This window comes from Janthinobacterium longum (assembly GCF_051380735.1).
In the GTDB taxonomy this organism is placed as follows: Bacteria; Pseudomonadota; Gammaproteobacteria; order Burkholderiales; family Burkholderiaceae_D; genus Janthinobacterium.
In genome coordinates, this window is sequence record NZ_JBNYXQ010000001.1 from 1,620,618 (window position 1) to 1,639,411 (window position 18,794).

The window sequence follows — 18,794 nt, forward strand, 5'->3', positions numbered from 1 at the left end:
GCGCCATGACCGTCCATCATAGGCAGCGCCAGCGCCTGCAGCCCCTGCCAAAAGGCCAGCGCGCAGCGTGAAAAACGCGTGGCGACTGGTCTTTTGACAGGAGCGCTTTGCCACGTGCATCACTACACTGGTTCATGTCGTCCCCCAACCTCACACTGAAGGAAACATCATGTCCAGGAAAATCGAAACCGAAGAAGTCACCTCGCGCCGCAAACTGCTGGTCGGCGTGGCTGGCGTTGCCGCCGGTGCAGGCCTGCTGGCCACTGCCGGTGCTGCCGCCGCTGCCAAACCGGCTGCCACCGCAGCCACCGGCAAGACCATCAACAGCATCACCGTCAAGGACGGCACCGTGATCCACTTCAAGGACTGGGGCACCGGCACACCTGTCGTGTTCAGCCATGGCTGGCCACTGCAAAGCGATGCCTGGGAAGACCAGATGATGTTCCTGGCCAGCCACGGCTACCGCGTGATTGCCCATGACCGCCGCGGCCACGGCCTGTCGAGCCAGCCTTGGCAGGGCAATAACATGGATACCTACGCCGACGACCTGGCCGCCGTGCTCGACGCGCTCGACATCAAGGGTGCGACCCTGGTCGGTCACTCGACCGGTGGTGGCGAAGTGGCCCACTACATCGGCCGCCATGGCGAAAAACGCGTGGCCAAGGCCGTGCTGGTGGGCGCCGTGCCACCACAAATGGTACAGTCGCCAACCAACCCGGGTGGCCTGCCGATGTCGGTCTTCGACGGCATCCGCGCCGGTGTACTGGCCGACCGTTCGCAGTTTTTCAAGGATCTGTCGGGCCCCTTCTATGGCGCCAACCGCCCCGGCTCGAAAGTCACGCAAGGCCAGCGCGACACCTTCTGGCTGCAGGGCATGCAGTGCGGCATCAAAAACGCTTATGACTGCATCAAGGAGTTCTCGGAAGTCGATTACACGGCCGACCTGAAGAAAATCACCGTGCCGACCCTGGTGGTGCACGGCAGCGACGACCAGATCGTGCCGATCGACGCGTCGGGCAAGGCTTCGGCCAAGATCATCAAGAACGCCAAGCTGATCATCTATGAAGGCGCGCCGCACGGCCTGCCAACCACCCACAAGGATCGCTTGAACGAAGACCTGCTGGCTTTTATCAAGTCCTGATCCCCGTTTGACGGCATCGCTGGCGGCCGCCGGCGATGTTTCCCGGCGGCCGCTGCGCCGCAAAAAAACTCCGCGTTCCCCCATTCGTATAACAGCGATGCCTGCAACAGCAGGCATACTCGGTGTGATCGCGGCATCGGCCGCAACGACCGACAGGACCTTCACGATGAACGCCCATTCAGTCTGCCGCAGCACCGCCACCAGCACTTGCAGCATTGCCTGACACCATGGCCAGCATCCTGTACCAGGCAACGCCCCGCTCCGCCAATGCCAGCGTGCTCCCGGCGCCGGCAGAGCAGTCGCGCACGGAGCGCATCAATGCCATGGGCCAGTTTGCCGCTTCGATCGCGCATGAGGTGAACCAGCCGCTGGCCGCCATCGCACTGAACGCCAGCGCCGCGCTGCGCTGGCTGGAGCAGGACCCGCCACGCCTGGACCATGTACGCGACGCGCTGGCCATCATCGCCAGCGCCGGCAACCATGCCAGCGCAATGATACGCAGCCTGCGCGGCCTGGCTTGCAACAATACCGGCACCCCCGCCACCTTTCCGGCGGACGACCCCGCCAGGGAAGTGCTGCTGTTGCTGCACACCGAGCTGCAACAGCAGGGTATCGCCATCGAAACCCGATTGACCCTGGGCCAGCAAGCCGTGCGCGCCGACCGCGTGCAACTGCAACAGGTGATCATGAACCTGGTGGCGAACGCGGTCGATGCCATGCGCGCGAATGGCGAACGGCCACGCATCCTGGTGCTGTCGTCGCGGCGCGATGGCGCCATGCTGCGCTTCAGCGTGGCCGACAGCGGCACTGGCGTTGCGCCCGAGGCGGCATCGCGCATCTACGAGGCCCTGTATTCAACCCGGCCTGAAGGCATGGGCCTGGGCCTGGCCATCTGCCGCGCCATCGTCGAAGCGCATGGCGGCCGCCTGTGGCACGAAGCGGCCAGAGCGCACGGCGCCATCTTCCACTTTACCGTGCCGTCGCCGTGACCCTCCTATACCGAACTGCACAGCGCCCGCAAGGGTGCCCCTGAAGGAAAGCACGACCATGCAGAACATTCACGACACGCAAGAACCGGCCGATACGCCGATTTCGATCCTGATCGCCGACGACCATCCGCTGATACTGGCGGGCCTGGCCTCGCTGATCAATTCCATGTCCGGCTTTCGCCTGCTGGGCCAGGCCTCCACCGGCCAGCAGGCGCTCGAGCTGTACCAGCACCTGCGCCCGGACGTGGTGCTGATGGACCTGAACATGCCGGAAATGAACGGCGTGCAGGCGATCGAACATATCTGCGCCTTCGACGTCAACGCCCGCATCGTCATTTTGACCACCTACCAGGGAGAAGAAAACGTGCACCGTGGCCTGCGTGCAGGCGCACGCGGCTACCTGCTCAAGGCTTCCGGCTTCAACCAGCTGACCGACTGCATCACCACGGTGGCGGCCGGCAAGCAATACCTGCCGGCCGAACTGGCGGCCCAGCTGGCCGAGCGCATCGACGCCAACCGCCTGTCCAAGCGCGAACTCGACATCCTGCAGCATTTATCGGCCGGCAAGAGCAACAAGATGATCGCGCGCAGCGCCGGCATCGAGGTGGGCACGGTGAAATTCCACGTGAACAATATCCTGTCGAAACTCAACGTTTCAAGCCGCACTGAAGCGGCGACAGTGGCGTCCCAGCGGGGCTTGCTGGGCGCCTTCTGATCACACTGCGGTATCTTTTTGCGGCGCTGGCACTTCCGCCAGCGTCGGTTTCGCCTCCACGCCACTGATCTTCGGCACGCACTCGCTGCGCAGCCATGACACGGTAATCTTCTCCCCATCCATCAACCGCTTGACGCTCGGCACGATCTGTTCGCCGATCAGCATGCCCAGCAAGCCGATCAGGGCGATTGCCGGTGGCGCCGGCGAGCGTACTTGCAACACGGCATAAATAATGCCGACCAGCAGGCCGACGGCCAGCGAAATCACATATAGTTTCATGATTCAATCCTCTTGGTAAAAAAAACCGCCGCGCACGGGATCGGGCGCGGCGGCAAAGACAGCAGGGGTTAGCGCTTGTTGCAGGCTTACTTGTTGGCAGGAACCGGCGCCAGGGTGGTGTGCTCGGTGGTGGTGCGCTGTGCTGCCTTGTGCACCATGGTGTAGGCGTAATCGACGCCCATGCCGTAGGCGCCCGAGTGTTCCTTGACGATCTTCATGACGGCGTCATAGGTTTCCTTGTGCGCCCAGTCGCGCTGCCATTCCAGCAGCACTTGCTGCCAGGTGACCGGCACCACGCCAGCCTGGATCATGCGCTGCATGGCGTAGTCGTGCGCTTCTTTCGAGGTGCCGCCCGAAGCATCGGCCACCATGTAGATTTCATAGTCGCCTTCCAGCATCGCGCACAGGGCGAAGCTGTTGTTGCACACTTCCGTCCACAGACCCGAAACAACGACTTTTTTCCTGCCGTTGGCGGCCAGTGCGTCGCGCACTTTCTGGTCATCCCACGAGTTCATCGAAGAGCGTTCAAGGATATCCTTGCCCGGGAACACGTCCAGCAGTTCCGGGTAGGTGTGGCCCGAGAAGCTTTCGGTTTCGACGGTGGTGATGATGGTCGGAATGTTGAATACCTTGGCGGCCTTGGCCAGGCCCACGGTATTGTTTTTCAGCGCCTGGCGGTCCATCGACTGCACGCCGAAGGCCATTTGCGGCTGCTGGTCGATAAAAATGATCTGGCAGTTGTCAGGGGTAAGGACTTCGAGTTTCGGGTTGGTCATGATGGCATCCATAATAAAAAAGTGGGGGTGGGTTACTGCTGCCCATCGTATGCCTGGCACGCCGTGCGCACCACTATCTAAATATATAGGCGGGCGATTTTCCCGCGCCGGGAACCCGGTGCTGCAGCGCGGCAAACCCTGATGTAAAATGCCTTTCACTCATCATCTATTGACGACTCTTGATCGATTTACCTTCCATGACCGCCAGCACGATGCACAGTGATCGTCCGGCGATACGCGTGTTGATCGCTGACGACCATCAATTGCTGCTCGACGGCATCGCCACCCTGCTGCAGTTATTCCCTGGCGTGCAACTGGTGGGCCAGGCCAGCAATGGCGAGCAGGCGGTGCAACAGTTCCTGGCACTGCAGCCAGACGTGACCCTGATGGACTTGCAGATGCCGGTGATGACTGGCATCGACGCGATCGCCGCCATCCGCGCACAGCATCCCGCAGCACGCATTATCGTGCTGACCACCTACAAGGGCGACACCCTGGTCGGGCGCGCCGTACAGGCCGGTGCCTGCGGTTATCTGCTGAAAAGTTCGCTGCGCCATGAATTGCTGGCGGCGATACAGGCGGTGCATGCGGGCCGGCGCCATATCGCGCCCGAAGCCGCAGCCGAGATGGCGCGCTATGCCTTCGCCGACGTGCTGTCGAACCGCGAACTGGAAGTGCTGCGCCTGGTCGCGCAGGGCAATTCCAACCGCGAAACGGGCGCCCTGCTCTCCATCAAGGAAGAAACCGTCAAGGCCCACATGAGCACCATCCTGTCCAAGTTGGGCGCCAAGGACCGCACGCATGCGGTCACCATCGCGCTACGGCGCGGCATCCTCGATACCTGATCAGCTTCGACGGCGCCAGCGCTGCACCCGGTTGCGCGGCACGCGCAAGCGCCAGTGCGCATGGCGTACTTACGCCGCCGGCAAGGCCGGCCGCACCGTGCGCTGCTGCACCAGGATCACGGCGCCCAGCACGGTCAGGGGCACGGCCAGCGCGATAAAGCCATATGCCAGGTAAGCAAACGCGGCAGCAATCGCGCCCACCGCAAACGCCGCCAGCGGCCACAGGGTCTTCACGCAGCGCGCGCTGGTAGTGGCATCGGCCGCGCCGCGCAGCACGTCGACCGTGTCGAGCACAATCTGCGTGACGTTACCGGTCATCATCGAGGTCGGCGCCAGGTGCGCCAGCAGCAAGCGGCTGGTGGCGCTGTGCACGCCCATCGCGGCCGTGCCCAGCAGGCCGGCGATCATCGCCATATCGCTGACATCCTTGCCGATCGGCTCGGCCAGGCAGCCGAAGGCCATGAAGGCGGCCAGCAGCACCCATTGCAATATCAGCGCCAGGGTCAAGGAAGGGCCGCCGCGGCGATCGATCGCCAGCACCATCAGGCGCGTGACGGCCACGCCGATCACAAAAGCGGGAAAAGCGAGGAATTTCAACAGGATCGACACGCGCGACGGGTCGGCCAGGGCCGCGCCAATCAGCACGAAGTTGCCCGTCACATGGGCAGTAAACAGGCCGAACAGGGCGATAAAGCCCAAGGTATCGACATAGCCGGCCAAAAAGCCCAGGCTGGCGCCGAACAGGCGGCTGTGTGGTGGTTGATCCATGGTGAACTCCTGCATTCCGAAATACTGAGAAAAGCGCCGAAGCGCGACATGCTTGCATGGTAAGGCAGGCAACGCGCCACCGCACCACCCATTAGTCCAGTAAGGAACCGCCCAACTGATCTTTTGGCCCGTGCCAAGCCTGCCCGCCACGACTACACTGAGGAACGAGACTATCGCCCTTGCGCCCGCGCCTCACGCTGGCGCCGGCCCTTCTTCACCTGCCACGGAGCTGCACCATGACCTCACACACCACCTCGTCCTCCACCAGCGCGCCGTCGAAAGAAGCGCCGCTGATCCTGTTCAACGGCTGCTTCCACACGGTCGACAAAAGCTGCCCGCAAGCGAGCGCCGTGGCGATTGCCGACGGCAAGTTCCTGGCCGTCGGCGATGTCGACGAAGTCATGCGCCACCGCAAGCCGGACAGCCGCGTGATCGACCTGAACGGGCGCACCGTGATTCCCGGCCTGAACGACTCGCACCTGCACCTGATACGCGGCGGCCTGAACTACAACCTGGAACTGCGCTGGGAAGGCGTGCCGTCGCTGGCCGACGCCCTGCGCATGCTGAAAGAACAGGCGCTGCGCACGCCGAACCCGCAATGGGTACGCGTAGTGGGGGGCTGGAACGAATTCCAATTCGTCGAAAAACGCATGCCGACGCTGGAAGAAATCAATGCGGCCGCACCGGACACCCCGGTGTTTATCCTGCACCTGTATGACCGCGCCCTGCTCAACCGCGCCGCCTTGCGCGTAGTCGGCTACGACAAGAATACGCCGAACCCGCCCGGTGGCGAAATCGTGCGCGACGCCTCGGGCAACCCGACCGGCATGCTGATCGCCCGCCCGAACGCGATGATTCTGTACGCCACCCTGGCCAAGGGACCGACCCTGCCGCGCGAGCTGCAAGTCAATTCCACGCGCCAGTTCATGCGTGAACTGAACCGCCTGGGCCTGACCAGTGCCATCGACGCCGGCGGCGGTTTCCAGAACTACCCTGAAGATTACGCCGTGGTCGACCAGCTGGCAAAAGATAATCAGTTGACCATCCGCATCGCCTACAACCTGTTCACGCAGAACAAGGGCGCTGAATTGCAGGACTTCCAGAAGTGGACCGAGATGGTCACGCCGGGCCAGGGTGATGACTACTATCGCCATAACGGCGCCGGCGAAATGCTGGTGTTTTCGGCCGCCGACTTCGAAGACTTCCTGGAGCCACGCCCGGACCTGGCGCCTGGCATGGACGACGAGCTGGAAAAGGTAGTGCGCCACCTGGTATCGAAACGCTGGCCGTTCCGCCTGCACGCCACTTATGACGAGTCGATAGAGCGCATGCTGACGGTGTTTGAAAAGGTCAACCGCGAGATTCCGTTCGACGGCCTGACCTGGATGTTCGACCACTGCGAAACCATCACGCCGAAGAATATCGACCGCGTCAAGGCGCTTGGTGGCGGCATCGCCATCCAGCACCGCATGGCCTTCCAGGGGGAGTATTTTGTTGACCGCTACGGCGCGGCAGCGGCCAAACTGACGCCGCCGATTGCCCGCATGCTGGAGTCCGGCGTGCCGGTCGGCGCCGGTACCGACGCCACCCGCGTGGCCAGCTACAACCCGTGGACGGCGCTATACTGGCTGGTCTCTGGCCGCACCGTGGGCGGCTTGCGCCTGTACGACGCGGGTTCGCGTTTGTCGCGCGACACGGCGCTGGAACTGTGGACCACGGGCAGCGCCTGGTTCTCGAACGAAAAGGGTAAAAAAGGTCGCATCCAGCAAGGCATGCTGGCAGACCTGGCCGTGCTGAGCGCGGATTTCTTCAGCATCGACGAAGAAGCGATCAAGTCGATCGAATCAGTGCTGACCATCGTTGGCGGCAAGATCGTCTACGGCCAGTCCGAATTCACGACCCTGGCGCCGCCACCGATTCCCGTGCTGCCGGACTGGTCACCGGTGAAAAACGTGGCTGGCCACTATCGCAACGCGCCGCCGCAAAAAACTGCCGTGATGCAGCAGCACCAGTGCCAGGGCGCTTGCGGCGTACACGCTCACGCGCACGACGTGGCGCGCAAGAGCGCGGTGCCAGTATCGAGCCATTCGGGTTTCTGGGGTGCCCTGGGCTGCAGCTGTTTCGCATTCTGACCACCCTCGACCCCGCGCCCTCAGTCCCAACACACGGAAAACACCGTGTAGCCAGCTGAGGGTTCGGGGGCATTGGCGGGTTTGCCGTAGGGCCAGCCCGCCACCACGCCATCGGCTTCCATACCTGTGATCCAGCCCTCCACTTCTTGCTGGCTGGCAGTGGTCAGAATATGGATGTTTTCGGCCGGCGGAAAAGCGCTGGCGTCGTCATGCTCACACCATTCCTGGTGCAAACCGACCAGCACTTTTTCCACGTCCGGCCTGGCGGCAATGCCACGAAACAGCTCATACAGCTTCGCAATCGGCGGACGGCCATAGCCCCACTGGTTGGGCGCGATCGAATCTTCATCGGTGTTACCGGCAAAGTAGAGATCAAGATCAACTACCGGGGGCGTATCGCCATCGCCGAGCTCGAGCGAGGCCAGGTAGCGGTGCAGTTGTTCGGGCATGGGTGGGGTTCCATTCGGATTGAGTGACAAGGCAATATTGTATCGAATGCATGCCGAGGCATCACAGCCATGGCGAAAGATCGGTGGCGCCCAGCGGCGACACAGCCGTCACGCCATGCACCGTGCCCCATACCTGCTGGCCGGCCGCAAGCTGCAGGGCATGGTCGGCAGACTTAGCCGTGACATTTTCCACCCTCGCCGAACCCCGTTCGACGGCGACGCGCACCTCGCCGTGACCCTCTGCCCCGGGCACATGGCGCACTGCAAAGCGCGCATCCTTCACGGTGGCGCGCAGCGTGCCCGCCTGTACCTGGAAAATACGATCATCGTCAGCCTGGACGTCAAACCGGACCTGCCCTTCGAACAGGGTCACTTCACGGCGACGCGGGTAATAGCGCACCTCAAGACGGGTGGCGCCATCGAGCAGCAGCCGGCTGCCGTCGGACAGTTGCACCTCGGCCTGCTCGCCAGGCGCAGTGCTGCAGGCCTTGACCATCAGCGGCTGCGCCAGCCAGTTGCTCCAGACCCGCGCACCCATCGTGCAGGCCAGCACGACGCCGGCCGCAATGGCCAGCGCCGGCAAAAAGCGGCGTCGGCGCAGGCCGTGAGGTGCTGCGTTGCCTGGGCCGTTCCGGCCGGGAAAAATGTTCATGGAATCGCTTGCATTGATAGAGCCGGAGACTGCTTGCCCATGCCGCGAGTGTTCCTGAACTAGCCAGCCCTGACCTGTGTCAGCACGGCCAGGAAGGCGTCATTGAAAGCAGGGATATCGTCCGGCTTGCGGCTGGTGACCAGATTACCATCGATTACGACTTTCTCGTCGCGCCACACGGCACCGGCGTTGCGCAAGTCAGCCTGCAGACTTGGCCAGCTGGTCATCTGTTTGCCCTGCACGGCCTGCGCGTCGATCAGCGTCCAGGGGCCGTGGCAGATCGCCGCAATCGGCTTGCCCGCATCGGCAAACGCCTTGACGAACGCCACCGACGCCGGGTCGATGCGCAGTTCATCGGGATTGGCTACGCCGCCCGGCAGCAGCAGCGCATCATAGTCGCGTGCCTGCGCTTCGGCCACCGTGACGTCGATATCAAACGAATCGCCCTCATCCTTGTGATGCATGCCCACTACCTGCTTGCCGCCAGTCTTCGGCGAGACAATAGTAATGACCGCGCCATGCTCCTGAAGGAAATCGCGCGGGCCGGTAAATTCCACTTGTTCAAAGCCGTCCGTCATCAGTACCGCAATGCGTTTTGCGTCGAGGGGCGTGCTGGGTTGGTTTGCTGCCATGGTGAGCTCCTTTGCTGGTTGGGCATGCGCGAAGTGGCATGCCGTAAGGGCTTACCTTAACCGGCGATGGCGCATGCGTATGTGAGCGCACGCACCGAGCCTGCGTTTTGGCAGCCAGAACTGTTCACGAAAACGATGATCGAACGCCTTGGGCAATGACTGATACTGAAACGCTTGTGTTAGGGTGGTGCATGGCCGTCGCCGCGCAATCGGGATGAAAGGATCCGGTAGTGAATTTAATATTGCACTCGCTTGTGGCAATGCTTATGCGCCCGGCCTTGCTGTTCTGCGCTGCGGCAGGCTTGAGCGCCTGCACACCGGACACGCGGGGTTCCTATGCCATTTACAACTATTCGGGCAAGCCAGTCATTTCGGCTACCGTGCTGGGCAGCAGCGGCAATCATGCCGTATCCAGAGAGCGCATTGCGGACCAGAAAATCGGCGTCTTCGGCAGCGTTGGATCATTCAAGAAGGAACGCTCCATCACACTCGAATGGATAGCCGGTGAAGGCCGCGCCACATGGTACCGCGTGACCTTGCCGGTGAAAGTGGAACAGGCCGGCGGAAAAATTGTTGAAATTTATTTGCGCCCTGATCACTACATCTGCGCCATCCTGATCGGCGATATACGACCAGGCAAGGACAGTGAGGAGCTGGCCCACGCTCATCAGGACCGCAGCGAGCTGTCTTGCGCACAGCCGGTCGCGCTGCCGCGACTGGCGCCAGGCATGGCGAACAGCCTCAAGCATAATATCGTGACCTACACCCAGAGACGCTACGAACACGACGGTACGGACACGATGACCTATCAAACCCTGCTCCACAAGAACAAGCATGTGGCGTTGCGGTTCGAGAGACGATATCTGAATGGCGACACTCCCCGATATATTGACGAATTCAGTGCGCTCGATTTGCTTGGAAATAAGGCCGGGTGGCTGGTCACTGCGGACCTGAAGGACAACCGTGTTGGCTGGTTTATCGTCAGTGGCGAGCATGCGGCCTGGACATCGCGTTTTGTGGGCGAAGTGCGCGGTGCGCAACAGCGCCTGTCGGATGACAGAATATTCCATGACGCAGATGTTGTCGTCGATACCGGAACAGCCGATGTCTTCATGCTGCCTGAACTGCGCGGCATCGACTACTGGGTCCTGGGACAAAGTCCCGATGGCCGCCATCTTGCCATCTACTGGCGACGCGACAACATGGTGCCGCATGAGCCAGGCTTGCCGGCTTTCAATATAGGGATGGTCGAGCTTGAAACAGGAAAAATGATGGATGCTGACATGGCGAACCTGCCGCCATTGCCTGCGCAGCAATATGAAATGATCTTTTATCGCGAATGGTATAAACAGCACTGCAGTTGGGCGCCGCTGTTGACGTGTCGATAAGCCCGGAGGCTCAAGCAGGCAATGGCTCAGGCGCCGGATCGGGTTTCAACAGCAGCAACTGCTCATCGAGCACGCGAAATTCGAGCGGATTGCTCATATGACTTACCTCGCCATCGGTCGCCACCTTGATCTTGCGACGTCGCGAAAGCGTTCGCACCTTGACTTCCATCCGCTTGAAGCTGAAGGTCGCCAGCTGCTCGGCGTGGTCCAGCCTGCCCATCTGGCCCATCGCGCCATGCAGCATCAGCCACAGCATGCCCAGCTTGCCCCTGGTGCGCGGCGCCATAGCGGCCAGGTGGCCGTCTTCGAGCGCGGCGCTCAGTGGCGCAATGCCAATCTGCTCCATCTGCAGGCGGTTATTGCCGACAAAAAACGTGGCCGTACGCATGCGCTGCAATTTGCCGTCGAGATTGAGTACCAGGCGCAGCCGGCGATGGGGACTGAGCAGGGTTTTCAGGGCCGACAGTGCCGCCACAAAACGGCTGCGGCCAAACTGTTTCTTGTCCACTTCGCGCTCTTCCAGCATCTTCGGATACAGGCCGATGCTGGCATTGACCAGGAACACGCGCTCGTTGACCATGCCCACCTGCACCGGATGCAGCCGCGAGGCCAGCAAGGCATGCACCGCCTCGTTCAAGTCTTCCGGGATGCCGTGCGTACGACCAAAATAATTGAAGGTGCCCTGCGGCAGCACCCCGAACGCACAGCCATGCGCAATCGCCTGCCGCGCCACGGCATTGATGGTGCCATCGCCCCCGGCCGCCACCAGCACCCCGCCCGCATCCACAGCCTGCTGCGCCAGCTTCGCGGCAATCTCGTCGAGCGTATCGGGCTGGTCGATCATCGTCAGGTGAAACTGTCGCCCGGCAGCGTTCAATACCGATTCAATGGTCGAGCGCCGCTCCTCGGTCTCGTCATGGCCGGAGCCGGCATTGAGCGCGATGAAAAACGGGGCGTCGGGTGCAACAGTGGTCATGGGCATGGCAGGATCGCTTGGTCGTCGTCACCGGGGTGGTGGGTGGCTGTATCGTAGCGTGAAGAGGGCCCGGAGCTATGCGCGCTAGCGTACGCAAGCGACAGATGACGGTTGAAAAACGATCATCATCAGGCAGATGGCGAAACGGTCAGAAACTATCGCACAGCGCCCATGCCATGGAAGACGGCCAAGGCAGGCGCTTACTTGCGTCACGTGCGACATGCATAACAAAAAACCCGCTTACCTTTGCAGATAAACGGGCTTTTTGATGAATCTCTGGTGCCGCTTGCCGGAAGCGCAATACCAATTAAATCAATAACCTAAACCCGTAAATGCCAATTTTCTGCCAAAAAATTTCATGCGGGAAAAATCGCGCGGTTCCGCGATCAGGAATCGAATTGTATGCTACCACCCATTCATCGTGCTGGTCGACCAGGCGCAGCGCATGGTCGGCTGGGCTAGCACTGGCCAGGCATGTCCGGTACGATAATCGAGCATCTATTCAGGTGACGACACCATTACGAGGCAGCCCTCGCCGTCTAGCTTCACTCGCAGCTCTGCACGGATCAACCCAGGCATGCCGACGTGCGGCCCCAGGCTTTGATCTAGTTCGTCTGCCGTTGCTGCAATCGAGCGCAAGCGGCGTATTTCCCACAGCAGCGCGAGCACGTCGGCCGAGTCGTTGCGGCCCTGAATTTCTTTCAGCTGCTCGATGCAGAGCGGCGCCCGAATCCTACTCATCGCACACATCGATCGTTCCATGCCAACTCTGCAATGGATGGCTCATCGTCAAGCTCGGCCCGCAAAACATCACGGATCGTCTCTACCACATCGTCAGTCGGCCCCAGGCTGCGCTCCAGCTGGTCCGCCTTTGATACGATTGCGCGCAAGCGCATGATCTCCTGCAGCACGGCGCGCATGTCCGGCGAATCGCTACGGAGCCGGATTTCCACCAGCTCGACTGTCGTCAGGGGCTTTCGAGAATTGCTCATGACCGCATCGGCCGGACGTTCCTGGTATCGATTGCCGGCTCCGGCAAAGCCATATCCAGCGCGCAAAGCCACGACTGGGCGAACTCTACAACCTTACCGTCCGCATTGGTTGCCCGTTCGAACCCGGCGAGCGTGAATTTTCCGTCGTTCGCCCAGACGATGTGAGGGTCGAGCAGTTCCATATAAGGGCCTGGCCTGCCGGGCTGCGTAAGTCGCGCCACCTTGACAGGGCGCCGTAGCCCCTGATCGGTCACGTCCATGATGACCAACAAGCCGTGGTGCTTTACGGTGTACCGGTCGTTCAGCATGCGACGCTCCACGGCCACCCCGGCTGAACGCATCTTAACCACTCTTATCTTCATGGCAAGCACCAAATTACTGTACATAAACACAGTATATCTGTAGTCGTTGAATCCCTGAACACGAGATTTGTAACTAGTAGGACGTGCGAACTTCAGTCGGCGCGCTCGACGCATGTGACTTCGGTGGGGCTACCTCGCTTATGACTCCATGCAAACGGTGTCTCTGCACGTTGTGATGCATCCGATCAACAGTCGTAGGTTTGAGCGTGAGCATCATCTTCTTCAGCTTGAGCCCCTTAAGATGCGAGTCAAGAAGGTTGCAATTCCCGCCTAGAAAGGCGAATATGATATGTTCATTCATAAAGGACGCAAAAATGCCGATCATTGGATCTACCGGAACGACGCTTTCTGTATATCAATTTAAGATTTATAGCATCATCGACGATAAATATATTCTGTCTCGTAGATACGCAGTTCCGTCAACCATAGAGCGCGTCAACGGTGTTCGCTCCGGTTTATCAATCGAAGTGCCGATGATAGACGTAGACTCCGACGGATTTACGGCAATCGATTACGTGCCAACTCTAAAAAGTAATTTGTAAATATATCTACCAATATTGGAGAAAAAATTGAGTAGCATATTTTTAAGTCATTCACACGTCGATAAGCCGTTCGCTAGAAAGCTTGGTAACGATTTAAGGAAGGCGGGCTTCGCAGTTTGGATTGATGAGGCAGAAATTAATATTGGGGATTCCCTTATTGAGAAAATTCGAGAGGGACTTGATGATGTAGATTATGTGGCTGCCATACTCTCAAATGCATCAATTGCAAGTAAATGGGTGACGCGCGAACTCGACATCGCGTCTAACAGGGAAATCGAAGAAAATAGAGTTGTTGTGCTCCCGTTGTTACTTGAAAAAGTCGAACTCCCAGGATTTTTAAAAGGTAAATTTTATGGAAACTTCATCGATTCCGAAAAATATGATGAGGTTTTCAGTCTATTACTAAGGGCATTAGGCGGTGCAAAACCCTTGACTGCAACACACGACGAGCTGGAGATTTTAAGGGCAGAAGTCGCTGCTGCGAAAGAAGTAGCCGCACATTACGCAGCGCAACTAGATGGACATAAAAAACTTGCTTTACGCGGGAAAAGCCCCGAATTAATAAAGCAAATCGAGGAAGCAAACAGGAAATTCCCAAGCCATGCAGTCATAAATACGACTCATGCTTTTCAAGCAGGTGGAGCGCCGGTAACCCTAGATTATTTACTCTGGGCAATCGCCAAATCACATCGAAAAGGTGCGCATCCACTGGAAGCATTGATCAGCATGAATCATAAATGGCCAGAGGTTGAAGCTATGCTAAATGCATTTGATGACTTACTAGGTAACTAACTTCCTATTCCTAGCCGGGGTGTTGCTTATCTACGCACCCCGATATTGTCGCCTGAAGTGTCTGCTCATATGTGCGTGAACGCGCCCAGTCCCGCGCCAGCGCCAGGACGATCTCGCCATCAGTCGCCGTCGATGGCAACTTGTCGAATTCGTAGACGGGCCGCTGCGGCACTTCGCCGATGCACGGCACCAACACCGGCACCTCTACACGAACTGGCGTCTGCGGCGCGCTGGCGCAGCCGGTCAGCAACACGATGGAAATAATTTTTGGAATAATATGTCGCGCCATTTGGGGCTTCATCGCACATCCTCCAGCATGCGCCGCACGGCCGGCATGGCCTCGTCGCAGGTTGTGGCGCGCACGCCGGCCAGCTGCGCTTGCGCAGCACTGTATTTCTTGCCCGCAGCAGCCGCAGCGACCTGCGCTGCCTCGCCACGCTGCTGGGCCAGCAGGGTAGCCCGGGCCATGCCGTCGACGGCCAGGTTCTGCTCGGTGATCGATGCGCGCAGGCCGGTGCTGACGCCCTGCTCTGCCTTCAAGTCCGCCAGCGCCAGATCGCGGTCGCCAGCGGCCAGCCACCAGCCGGTGCCGGTGGCGCCGGTCACCACCAGCAGCACGGCGGCCAGCGCGATGGCGGCCGCCTTCCAGATGCCGCTGACGGCGGCGCAGGCCAGCGCGGTGCCGGCACTCATGATTGCCGCCAATCTGGCATTTCAACAGTTTGTCCAGCCAGCACATGGTCGCAATCGCCGAGGAACTGGATCTGGCCATTGATGACGAATGAATGGCACACCTCCGGCGGATCACCTGCTTCTTTCACAAATGACGAATCGACCGCGCGGCCTGTCGTGACCAGCACGGATGGCGAGAACGTTGGTTTATCGCCATCGCCATTAAACGACCAAGTGGGGCCGGCCCAGCCTTGCCCAGCTTCGTGGACGACGTGCTCATAGCCCCAACCGGGGCAATGAAACATCAGGCCGCCCAGCTGGCTGCGCCACAACTTGCTGCCGAGCGCGCTCACGCCAGCACCTTCTGGGCGATCTTGAAATACGCCAGGCGCTCGGCCAGGCCATTCGTGCCGCCGTTGACGCGCCGCGTCACCGCAACCTGGTCGCCAGCATCAGCCAGTGCATTCAAGCAACGCGATTGCCAGAACCAGCCGGCCGAACGGCAGGCGTTGACGGTCTGTTCGAGCAGCGCCGGCTGCGCCAGCAGGTCCAGGCCCAGGGCTTTGCCGCAGGCGGCGTAGTTGCTGCGGCCGGTCACTTGGATCAGGCCGCGCCCACGGAAACGCGCACCATCGCCGGCCTGCACGTTGCCCAAATCCTTGCGCCCCTCGTAGGCCGCGCCGCTGGCCAACTCGCGTACGTACACGAGTTGCCCGGATTCGTGCGCCAGCTGGGCCAGGAACGATGCCTGGCGCGCCGGCGTGTTGATGCCGAACTCGGCCATGGCCGAATTGAGTGGATCAAGGAATGCCGCCGCGCGGGCTCGGGCGAGCGGCATGATCTTCAACAGTTGGGTGAGGGTCAGTTGCATGACGGCCCTTTCCAGAATGAAGCGCGCCGTTCGACGCAGACCAGCGCAGCGATACCGCAATGGAGCAGCACCTCGGGCCAGGCCGGCGCGACGCCGTACAGCAGCACCGCAGCGGCGCCACACACCAGCACGATCCAGGTGATGCGAATCCGGGTGCTTGTACCCGGGCACATGTCATTGATGGCGCCGAACAGGCCGCGCAGCAGCACGACGGCCGCCGCCGCCATGTCGATCGAATACAAAATATTCATGGCAGGTCCCCTTTCTTGCGCAGCCACGCGAATGCGGCCGGGATGATGACCTGCGCACACAGGCCCAGCCCTGCAGCGGCGGCAATGCGAATACCCGACTCGCCGGCCGCGCTGACGAATGGAAAATAATTACCGGCCGTGACGCTGGCCACCGGTGCGAACCAGCCGGCGATCAGCGAGGAGCCGGCGACACTGCTGGCAATCCGGGACCAGCGCATGGGCGGCAGGTAGGATAGCGACACGAGGCCGCCAGCCAGACCGGCCAGCAGCGCGTCGTACTGCACGCCCAAGATGCTGCCGGTCAGGGTGATGGTGCCGGCGGCGATGGCGATGCCGACGGTGGACGATGCGGGTTCAGCCATTTTCGGCCTTTCAGGTGATGGTGTGGGTGACGTTGCCGACATTACGGCGATGGCTGTCTCATTTCTAGGGAAAAGTGAGACAGTATTTTCAGATGGTGGAAATAAAAAACCCGCCGAAGCGGGTTGGGGTGGTGCGGGGAATTTGTTAAGCGGCCTCAAGCGCCGCCAGGCGCGCCTCTTGGCCGGCTGCAATGAACATGGCCAGCTCGTCGTAGCGGAATGCGTAGCGGTCGCCGGCTTCCAGCACTACCTCGGTGTAGGCGGCGCGCGCCTCGACGGCCGGATAGCCTGGCTGCGCTGGCACTGCCGGTACCAGCACGCTGCCGTCGTCATTAAGCACGGCTGGCACCTCGGCGCTGACTGGTACCGCCGGGCGCGCTTCAATGGCCGGGTGTTCGACGGTTTGCCGCTCCCAGGCGTCGTAGCAGATGAATCCATAATTGAACGGGTCCAGGCCGTGGCGTTGCATGATCTCGATTGCTGCCTGGACGGTCGGGCCGATGTGCTCGCGTGCGCCCTCGCCCTTTTCTTCGACCGCATCACGCCAGCGATAGATGCCGATGGCGCGGGCCAGGTCCCGTGCGGCGGCGATCTCGGCAGCAATCAAATTGCGGAAGCGACATTTGAAACGGACGTCGGAGGTGTTGATGGTGCCCGTGCGGGCGTAGATGGTGCGGTAGGCTACCGATGCCAGACCAATGTCATAGGCGTTATCCAGCGAAGGTCTGACGGCTTGCGTCCAGAGGGTTGCGACAAATGTCGCGTTATTTCGGTCGAGTGCCAGCACAGGCACTTCGTTCAAAAACGTGATGTGTTTCGAGAGCAAAACCTGCCCTGCGGGTGCTACACTGCCATACAACGCAAACGCAGGTGCAAAAGAAAACTGTCCGAATACCTCTGCGTCTCCCGAAAAAAACGCCCCCAAAAGTACGTAGATGTCGCCAGCGCTATCAATAATCGCACCCAATACCGCCGGAAAATCCGAACTTTCACTATAGTAAAATCCGCGCGTAACGCCGTCGTTTTCTTTGCGAAGATGGATTGTTGTTACACCCGCAGTGCTGGCGGCCACCCCAGACGCGCTATATCCATGCAAGCCGTTAATGACAATCCGACCCGCTGCGGAAATTTGCGCACTCAGCCGCCCCAGCTTGTACCAACCACCACTGCTCGACGTACCGGCAAAGGTGCCCTGGAGGGCATACACTGTTAACGATGGCGCCGTCAACGTCCCCGTCAACGCGCCCCCCGTCAACGGCAGCGCGTTATACGGCCCAGCTGCAAATGCCGCCCACATTTCGTTGAGCGCCTCGACCACGTTTTTCATGCCGGCGTAAAATTTTGATGCCATTTTTAAATCCCTTCGATTTGGAGTGGTGCGGAATAGGTTTCGTAGTACGGTGTGCTGACCGCGTCGAGGTTGGCCACGCGGCCGTACAGCATGTGATCCTGCTCCAGTAGCGAGTCCGGGTTTTCCGGGAACAGGCTAAACAGTAGCGGGCGCACCGGGCCGCACTCGCGCAGGATGCGCATCAGGCGCGCGCGATCAGGCGGTGTCAGGTGCTCCAGGTTGATGCTCAGTTTGTCGCTGGTCGTGCCGATGGCGGTCTTCGCGGTACCGGCGCTGGTGCGGTAGACCTCGCTGGTGTCCTGCGGCTGCAGGCTGGCGCCATAGGATGCGTTGCATTCTGGCGACCAGTAATTGCCCGCCACCAGGCGCGAGATTTCCAGGTAGCCGCCCGGTAAATCCGGGCAGGACACATCGATCACCAGGCGGCGCACGAAAACTGGCGGGAACCACGCCACGGCATCGCTGCCGCCGCCGCGCGCCCAGGTGTTCACGCCGCCCCATTTGTACGCATTCCAGCCCAGCGGCATTTCGCCGAACGGATAGCTGCCCAGCGGCGCCTCGGGGCACGGCATGATCGTGCCCGTGTCGAACGCTGGCACGGCATCGCCCGGCTGGCTGTAGCCGCGCACCCGCATGCGAGCGCCGCTGGTCATGTTGGTGAGAATGAGCGCGACGCAGGCGATGCACTCTTGGGTGGGCCAGGTGGCGGTGATGGATTGGGTCAAGCTGGTGGCGCGCAGCACGGCGCCCTTGCTGTCGCGCTGCAGGTTGGCCGGGCAGAGCGTGCCGGCCTGGCTCGATGCCGTTAGCACGGCGCGGTCGGCTGCGTTGTCGTGGATGATGCGGAGGTTTGGCAT

Annotated in this window: 25 protein-coding genes; 7 read left to right on the plus strand and 18 right to left on the minus strand. The window is 60.8% G+C overall.

Annotated features, from left to right (window positions below):
- Positions 1–169: 169 nt before the first annotated feature.
- The 3 genes from ACQ4WM_RS07345 to ACQ4WM_RS07355 all read left to right on the plus strand — a co-directional run bounded on the left by ACQ4WM_RS07345 (position 170) and on the right by ACQ4WM_RS07355 (position 2,845).
- Positions 170–1,141: an alpha/beta fold hydrolase gene (locus ACQ4WM_RS07345; protein WP_436546008.1), complete on the plus strand. Its 972-nt coding sequence runs from the start codon at positions 170–172 to the stop codon at positions 1,139–1,141.
- Between the two features lie 227 nt (positions 1,142–1,368).
- Positions 1,369–2,130, plus strand: a complete 762-nt coding sequence (locus tag ACQ4WM_RS07350) for a sensor histidine kinase (protein WP_436546009.1) — start codon at positions 1,369–1,371, stop codon at positions 2,128–2,130.
- 58 nt (positions 2,131–2,188) lie between these two features.
- Positions 2,189–2,845, plus strand: a complete 657-nt coding sequence (locus ACQ4WM_RS07355) for a response regulator (protein WP_436546010.1) — start codon at positions 2,189–2,191, stop codon at positions 2,843–2,845.
- On the opposite strand, the gene ACQ4WM_RS07360 is transcribed toward ACQ4WM_RS07355, so the two are convergent.
- Both ACQ4WM_RS07360 and ACQ4WM_RS07365 read right to left on the minus strand, forming a co-directional pair.
- Positions 2,846–3,124 carry a XapX domain-containing protein gene (locus tag ACQ4WM_RS07360; protein ID WP_436546011.1) on the minus strand — a complete coding sequence of 93 codons (279 nt, stop codon included), beginning with the start codon at positions 3,122–3,124 and terminating at the stop codon, positions 2,846–2,848.
- Between the two features lie 86 nt (positions 3,125–3,210).
- The gene (locus ACQ4WM_RS07365) at positions 3,211–3,900 is read right to left on the minus strand and encodes a hydrolase (protein ID WP_436546012.1); all 690 of its coding nucleotides are present in this window, start codon (positions 3,898–3,900) and stop codon (positions 3,211–3,213) included.
- 197 nt (positions 3,901–4,097) lie between these two features.
- Between ACQ4WM_RS07365 and ACQ4WM_RS07370 the strand changes: the two genes are divergently transcribed.
- Positions 4,098–4,745 (plus strand): response regulator transcription factor, encoded by a 648-nt coding sequence (locus ACQ4WM_RS07370; protein ID WP_436546013.1) that lies wholly within the window; start codon positions 4,098–4,100, stop codon positions 4,743–4,745.
- A 69-nt stretch (positions 4,746–4,814) separates the two neighbouring features.
- Here the strand turns inward: ACQ4WM_RS07370 and ACQ4WM_RS07375 are convergent, their stop codons facing one another.
- The gene (locus ACQ4WM_RS07375; RefSeq protein WP_436546014.1) at positions 4,815–5,513 is read right to left on the minus strand and encodes a YoaK family protein; all 699 of its coding nucleotides are present in this window, start codon (positions 5,511–5,513) and stop codon (positions 4,815–4,817) included.
- 236 nt (positions 5,514–5,749) lie between these two features.
- On the opposite strand from ACQ4WM_RS07375, the gene ACQ4WM_RS07380 reads away from it, so the two are divergent.
- Positions 5,750–7,645, plus strand: coding sequence for an amidohydrolase (locus tag ACQ4WM_RS07380; protein ID WP_436546015.1), 1,896 nt, complete (start codon positions 5,750–5,752; stop codon positions 7,643–7,645).
- A gap of 20 nt (positions 7,646–7,665) precedes the next feature.
- On the opposite strand, the gene ACQ4WM_RS07385 is transcribed toward ACQ4WM_RS07380, so the two are convergent.
- The 3 genes from ACQ4WM_RS07385 to ACQ4WM_RS07395 form a co-directional block, all read right to left on the minus strand.
- Positions 7,666–8,094 (minus strand): YfbO family protein, encoded by a 429-nt coding sequence (locus tag ACQ4WM_RS07385; protein WP_436546016.1) that lies wholly within the window; start codon positions 8,092–8,094, stop codon positions 7,666–7,668.
- A 61-nt stretch (positions 8,095–8,155) separates the two neighbouring features.
- The gene (locus ACQ4WM_RS07390; protein WP_436546017.1) at positions 8,156–8,746 is read right to left on the minus strand and encodes a FecR family protein; all 591 of its coding nucleotides are present in this window, start codon (positions 8,744–8,746) and stop codon (positions 8,156–8,158) included.
- Between the two features lie 59 nt (positions 8,747–8,805).
- Positions 8,806–9,378, minus strand: a complete 573-nt coding sequence (locus ACQ4WM_RS07395) for a type 1 glutamine amidotransferase domain-containing protein (RefSeq protein WP_436546018.1) — start codon at positions 9,376–9,378, stop codon at positions 8,806–8,808.
- A 230-nt stretch (positions 9,379–9,608) separates the two neighbouring features.
- On the opposite strand from ACQ4WM_RS07395, the gene ACQ4WM_RS07400 reads away from it, so the two are divergent.
- Positions 9,609–10,766 carry a hypothetical protein gene (locus tag ACQ4WM_RS07400; protein ID WP_436546019.1) on the plus strand — a complete coding sequence of 386 codons (1,158 nt, stop codon included), beginning with the start codon at positions 9,609–9,611 and terminating at the stop codon, positions 10,764–10,766.
- Positions 10,767–10,776: 10 nt separating this feature from the next.
- Here the strand turns inward: ACQ4WM_RS07400 and ACQ4WM_RS07405 are convergent, their stop codons facing one another.
- From ACQ4WM_RS07405 to ACQ4WM_RS07420, 4 genes are all read right to left on the minus strand, one after another.
- Complete coding sequence (locus tag ACQ4WM_RS07405) at positions 10,777–11,742, minus strand: diacylglycerol/lipid kinase family protein (RefSeq protein ID WP_436546020.1); 966 nt, start codon at positions 11,740–11,742, stop codon at positions 10,777–10,779.
- A 498-nt stretch (positions 11,743–12,240) separates the two neighbouring features.
- Complete coding sequence (locus ACQ4WM_RS07410) at positions 12,241–12,504, minus strand: hypothetical protein (protein ID WP_436546021.1); 264 nt, start codon at positions 12,502–12,504, stop codon at positions 12,241–12,243.
- Positions 12,480–12,734: a hypothetical protein gene (locus ACQ4WM_RS07415; RefSeq protein ID WP_436546022.1), complete on the minus strand. Its 255-nt coding sequence runs from the start codon at positions 12,732–12,734 to the stop codon at positions 12,480–12,482. The genes ACQ4WM_RS07410 and ACQ4WM_RS07415 overlap by 25 nt, the downstream gene beginning before the upstream one ends.
- Positions 12,731–13,042, minus strand: a complete 312-nt coding sequence (locus tag ACQ4WM_RS07420; protein WP_436546023.1) for a hypothetical protein — start codon at positions 13,040–13,042, stop codon at positions 12,731–12,733. Before ACQ4WM_RS07420 ends, ACQ4WM_RS07415 begins: the two co-directional genes overlap by 4 nt.
- A gap of 623 nt (positions 13,043–13,665) precedes the next feature.
- Between ACQ4WM_RS07420 and ACQ4WM_RS07425 the strand changes: the two genes are divergently transcribed.
- Positions 13,666–14,430 (plus strand): toll/interleukin-1 receptor domain-containing protein, encoded by a 765-nt coding sequence (locus tag ACQ4WM_RS07425; protein ID WP_436546024.1) that lies wholly within the window; start codon positions 13,666–13,668, stop codon positions 14,428–14,430.
- 10 nt (positions 14,431–14,440) lie between these two features.
- Here ACQ4WM_RS07425 and ACQ4WM_RS07430 read toward each other — a convergent pair whose 3' ends face one another.
- The 8 genes from ACQ4WM_RS07430 to ACQ4WM_RS07465 all read right to left on the minus strand — a co-directional run bounded on the left by ACQ4WM_RS07430 (position 14,441) and on the right by ACQ4WM_RS07465 (position 18,794).
- Positions 14,441–14,731, minus strand: coding sequence for a hypothetical protein (locus ACQ4WM_RS07430; protein WP_436546025.1), 291 nt, complete (start codon positions 14,729–14,731; stop codon positions 14,441–14,443).
- On the minus strand, positions 14,728–15,123 hold the full coding sequence (locus ACQ4WM_RS07435; RefSeq protein ID WP_436546026.1) for a hypothetical protein: 396 nt from the start codon (positions 15,121–15,123) through the stop codon (positions 14,728–14,730). Before ACQ4WM_RS07435 ends, ACQ4WM_RS07430 begins: the two co-directional genes overlap by 4 nt.
- Positions 15,120–15,455 carry a ubiquitination-like system serine protease family protein gene (locus tag ACQ4WM_RS07440; RefSeq protein WP_436546027.1) on the minus strand — a complete coding sequence of 112 codons (336 nt, stop codon included), beginning with the start codon at positions 15,453–15,455 and terminating at the stop codon, positions 15,120–15,122. The genes ACQ4WM_RS07435 and ACQ4WM_RS07440 overlap by 4 nt, the downstream gene beginning before the upstream one ends.
- The gene (locus ACQ4WM_RS07445) at positions 15,452–15,973 is read right to left on the minus strand and encodes a glycoside hydrolase family 19 protein (RefSeq protein ID WP_436546028.1); all 522 of its coding nucleotides are present in this window, start codon (positions 15,971–15,973) and stop codon (positions 15,452–15,454) included. Before ACQ4WM_RS07445 ends, ACQ4WM_RS07440 begins: the two co-directional genes overlap by 4 nt.
- Positions 15,964–16,224, minus strand: coding sequence for a hypothetical protein (locus ACQ4WM_RS07450; protein WP_436546029.1), 261 nt, complete (start codon positions 16,222–16,224; stop codon positions 15,964–15,966). Before ACQ4WM_RS07450 ends, ACQ4WM_RS07445 begins: the two co-directional genes overlap by 10 nt.
- On the minus strand, positions 16,221–16,586 hold the full coding sequence (locus ACQ4WM_RS07455; protein WP_436546030.1) for a hypothetical protein: 366 nt from the start codon (positions 16,584–16,586) through the stop codon (positions 16,221–16,223). Before ACQ4WM_RS07455 ends, ACQ4WM_RS07450 begins: the two co-directional genes overlap by 4 nt.
- Before the next feature lie 145 nt (positions 16,587–16,731).
- Positions 16,732–17,937, minus strand: a complete 1,206-nt coding sequence (locus ACQ4WM_RS07460; RefSeq protein WP_436546031.1) for a tail fiber domain-containing protein — start codon at positions 17,935–17,937, stop codon at positions 16,732–16,734.
- Positions 17,938–17,939: 2 nt separating this feature from the next.
- On the minus strand, positions 17,940–18,794 hold the full coding sequence (locus tag ACQ4WM_RS07465; RefSeq protein WP_436546032.1) for a hypothetical protein: 855 nt from the start codon (positions 18,792–18,794) through the stop codon (positions 17,940–17,942).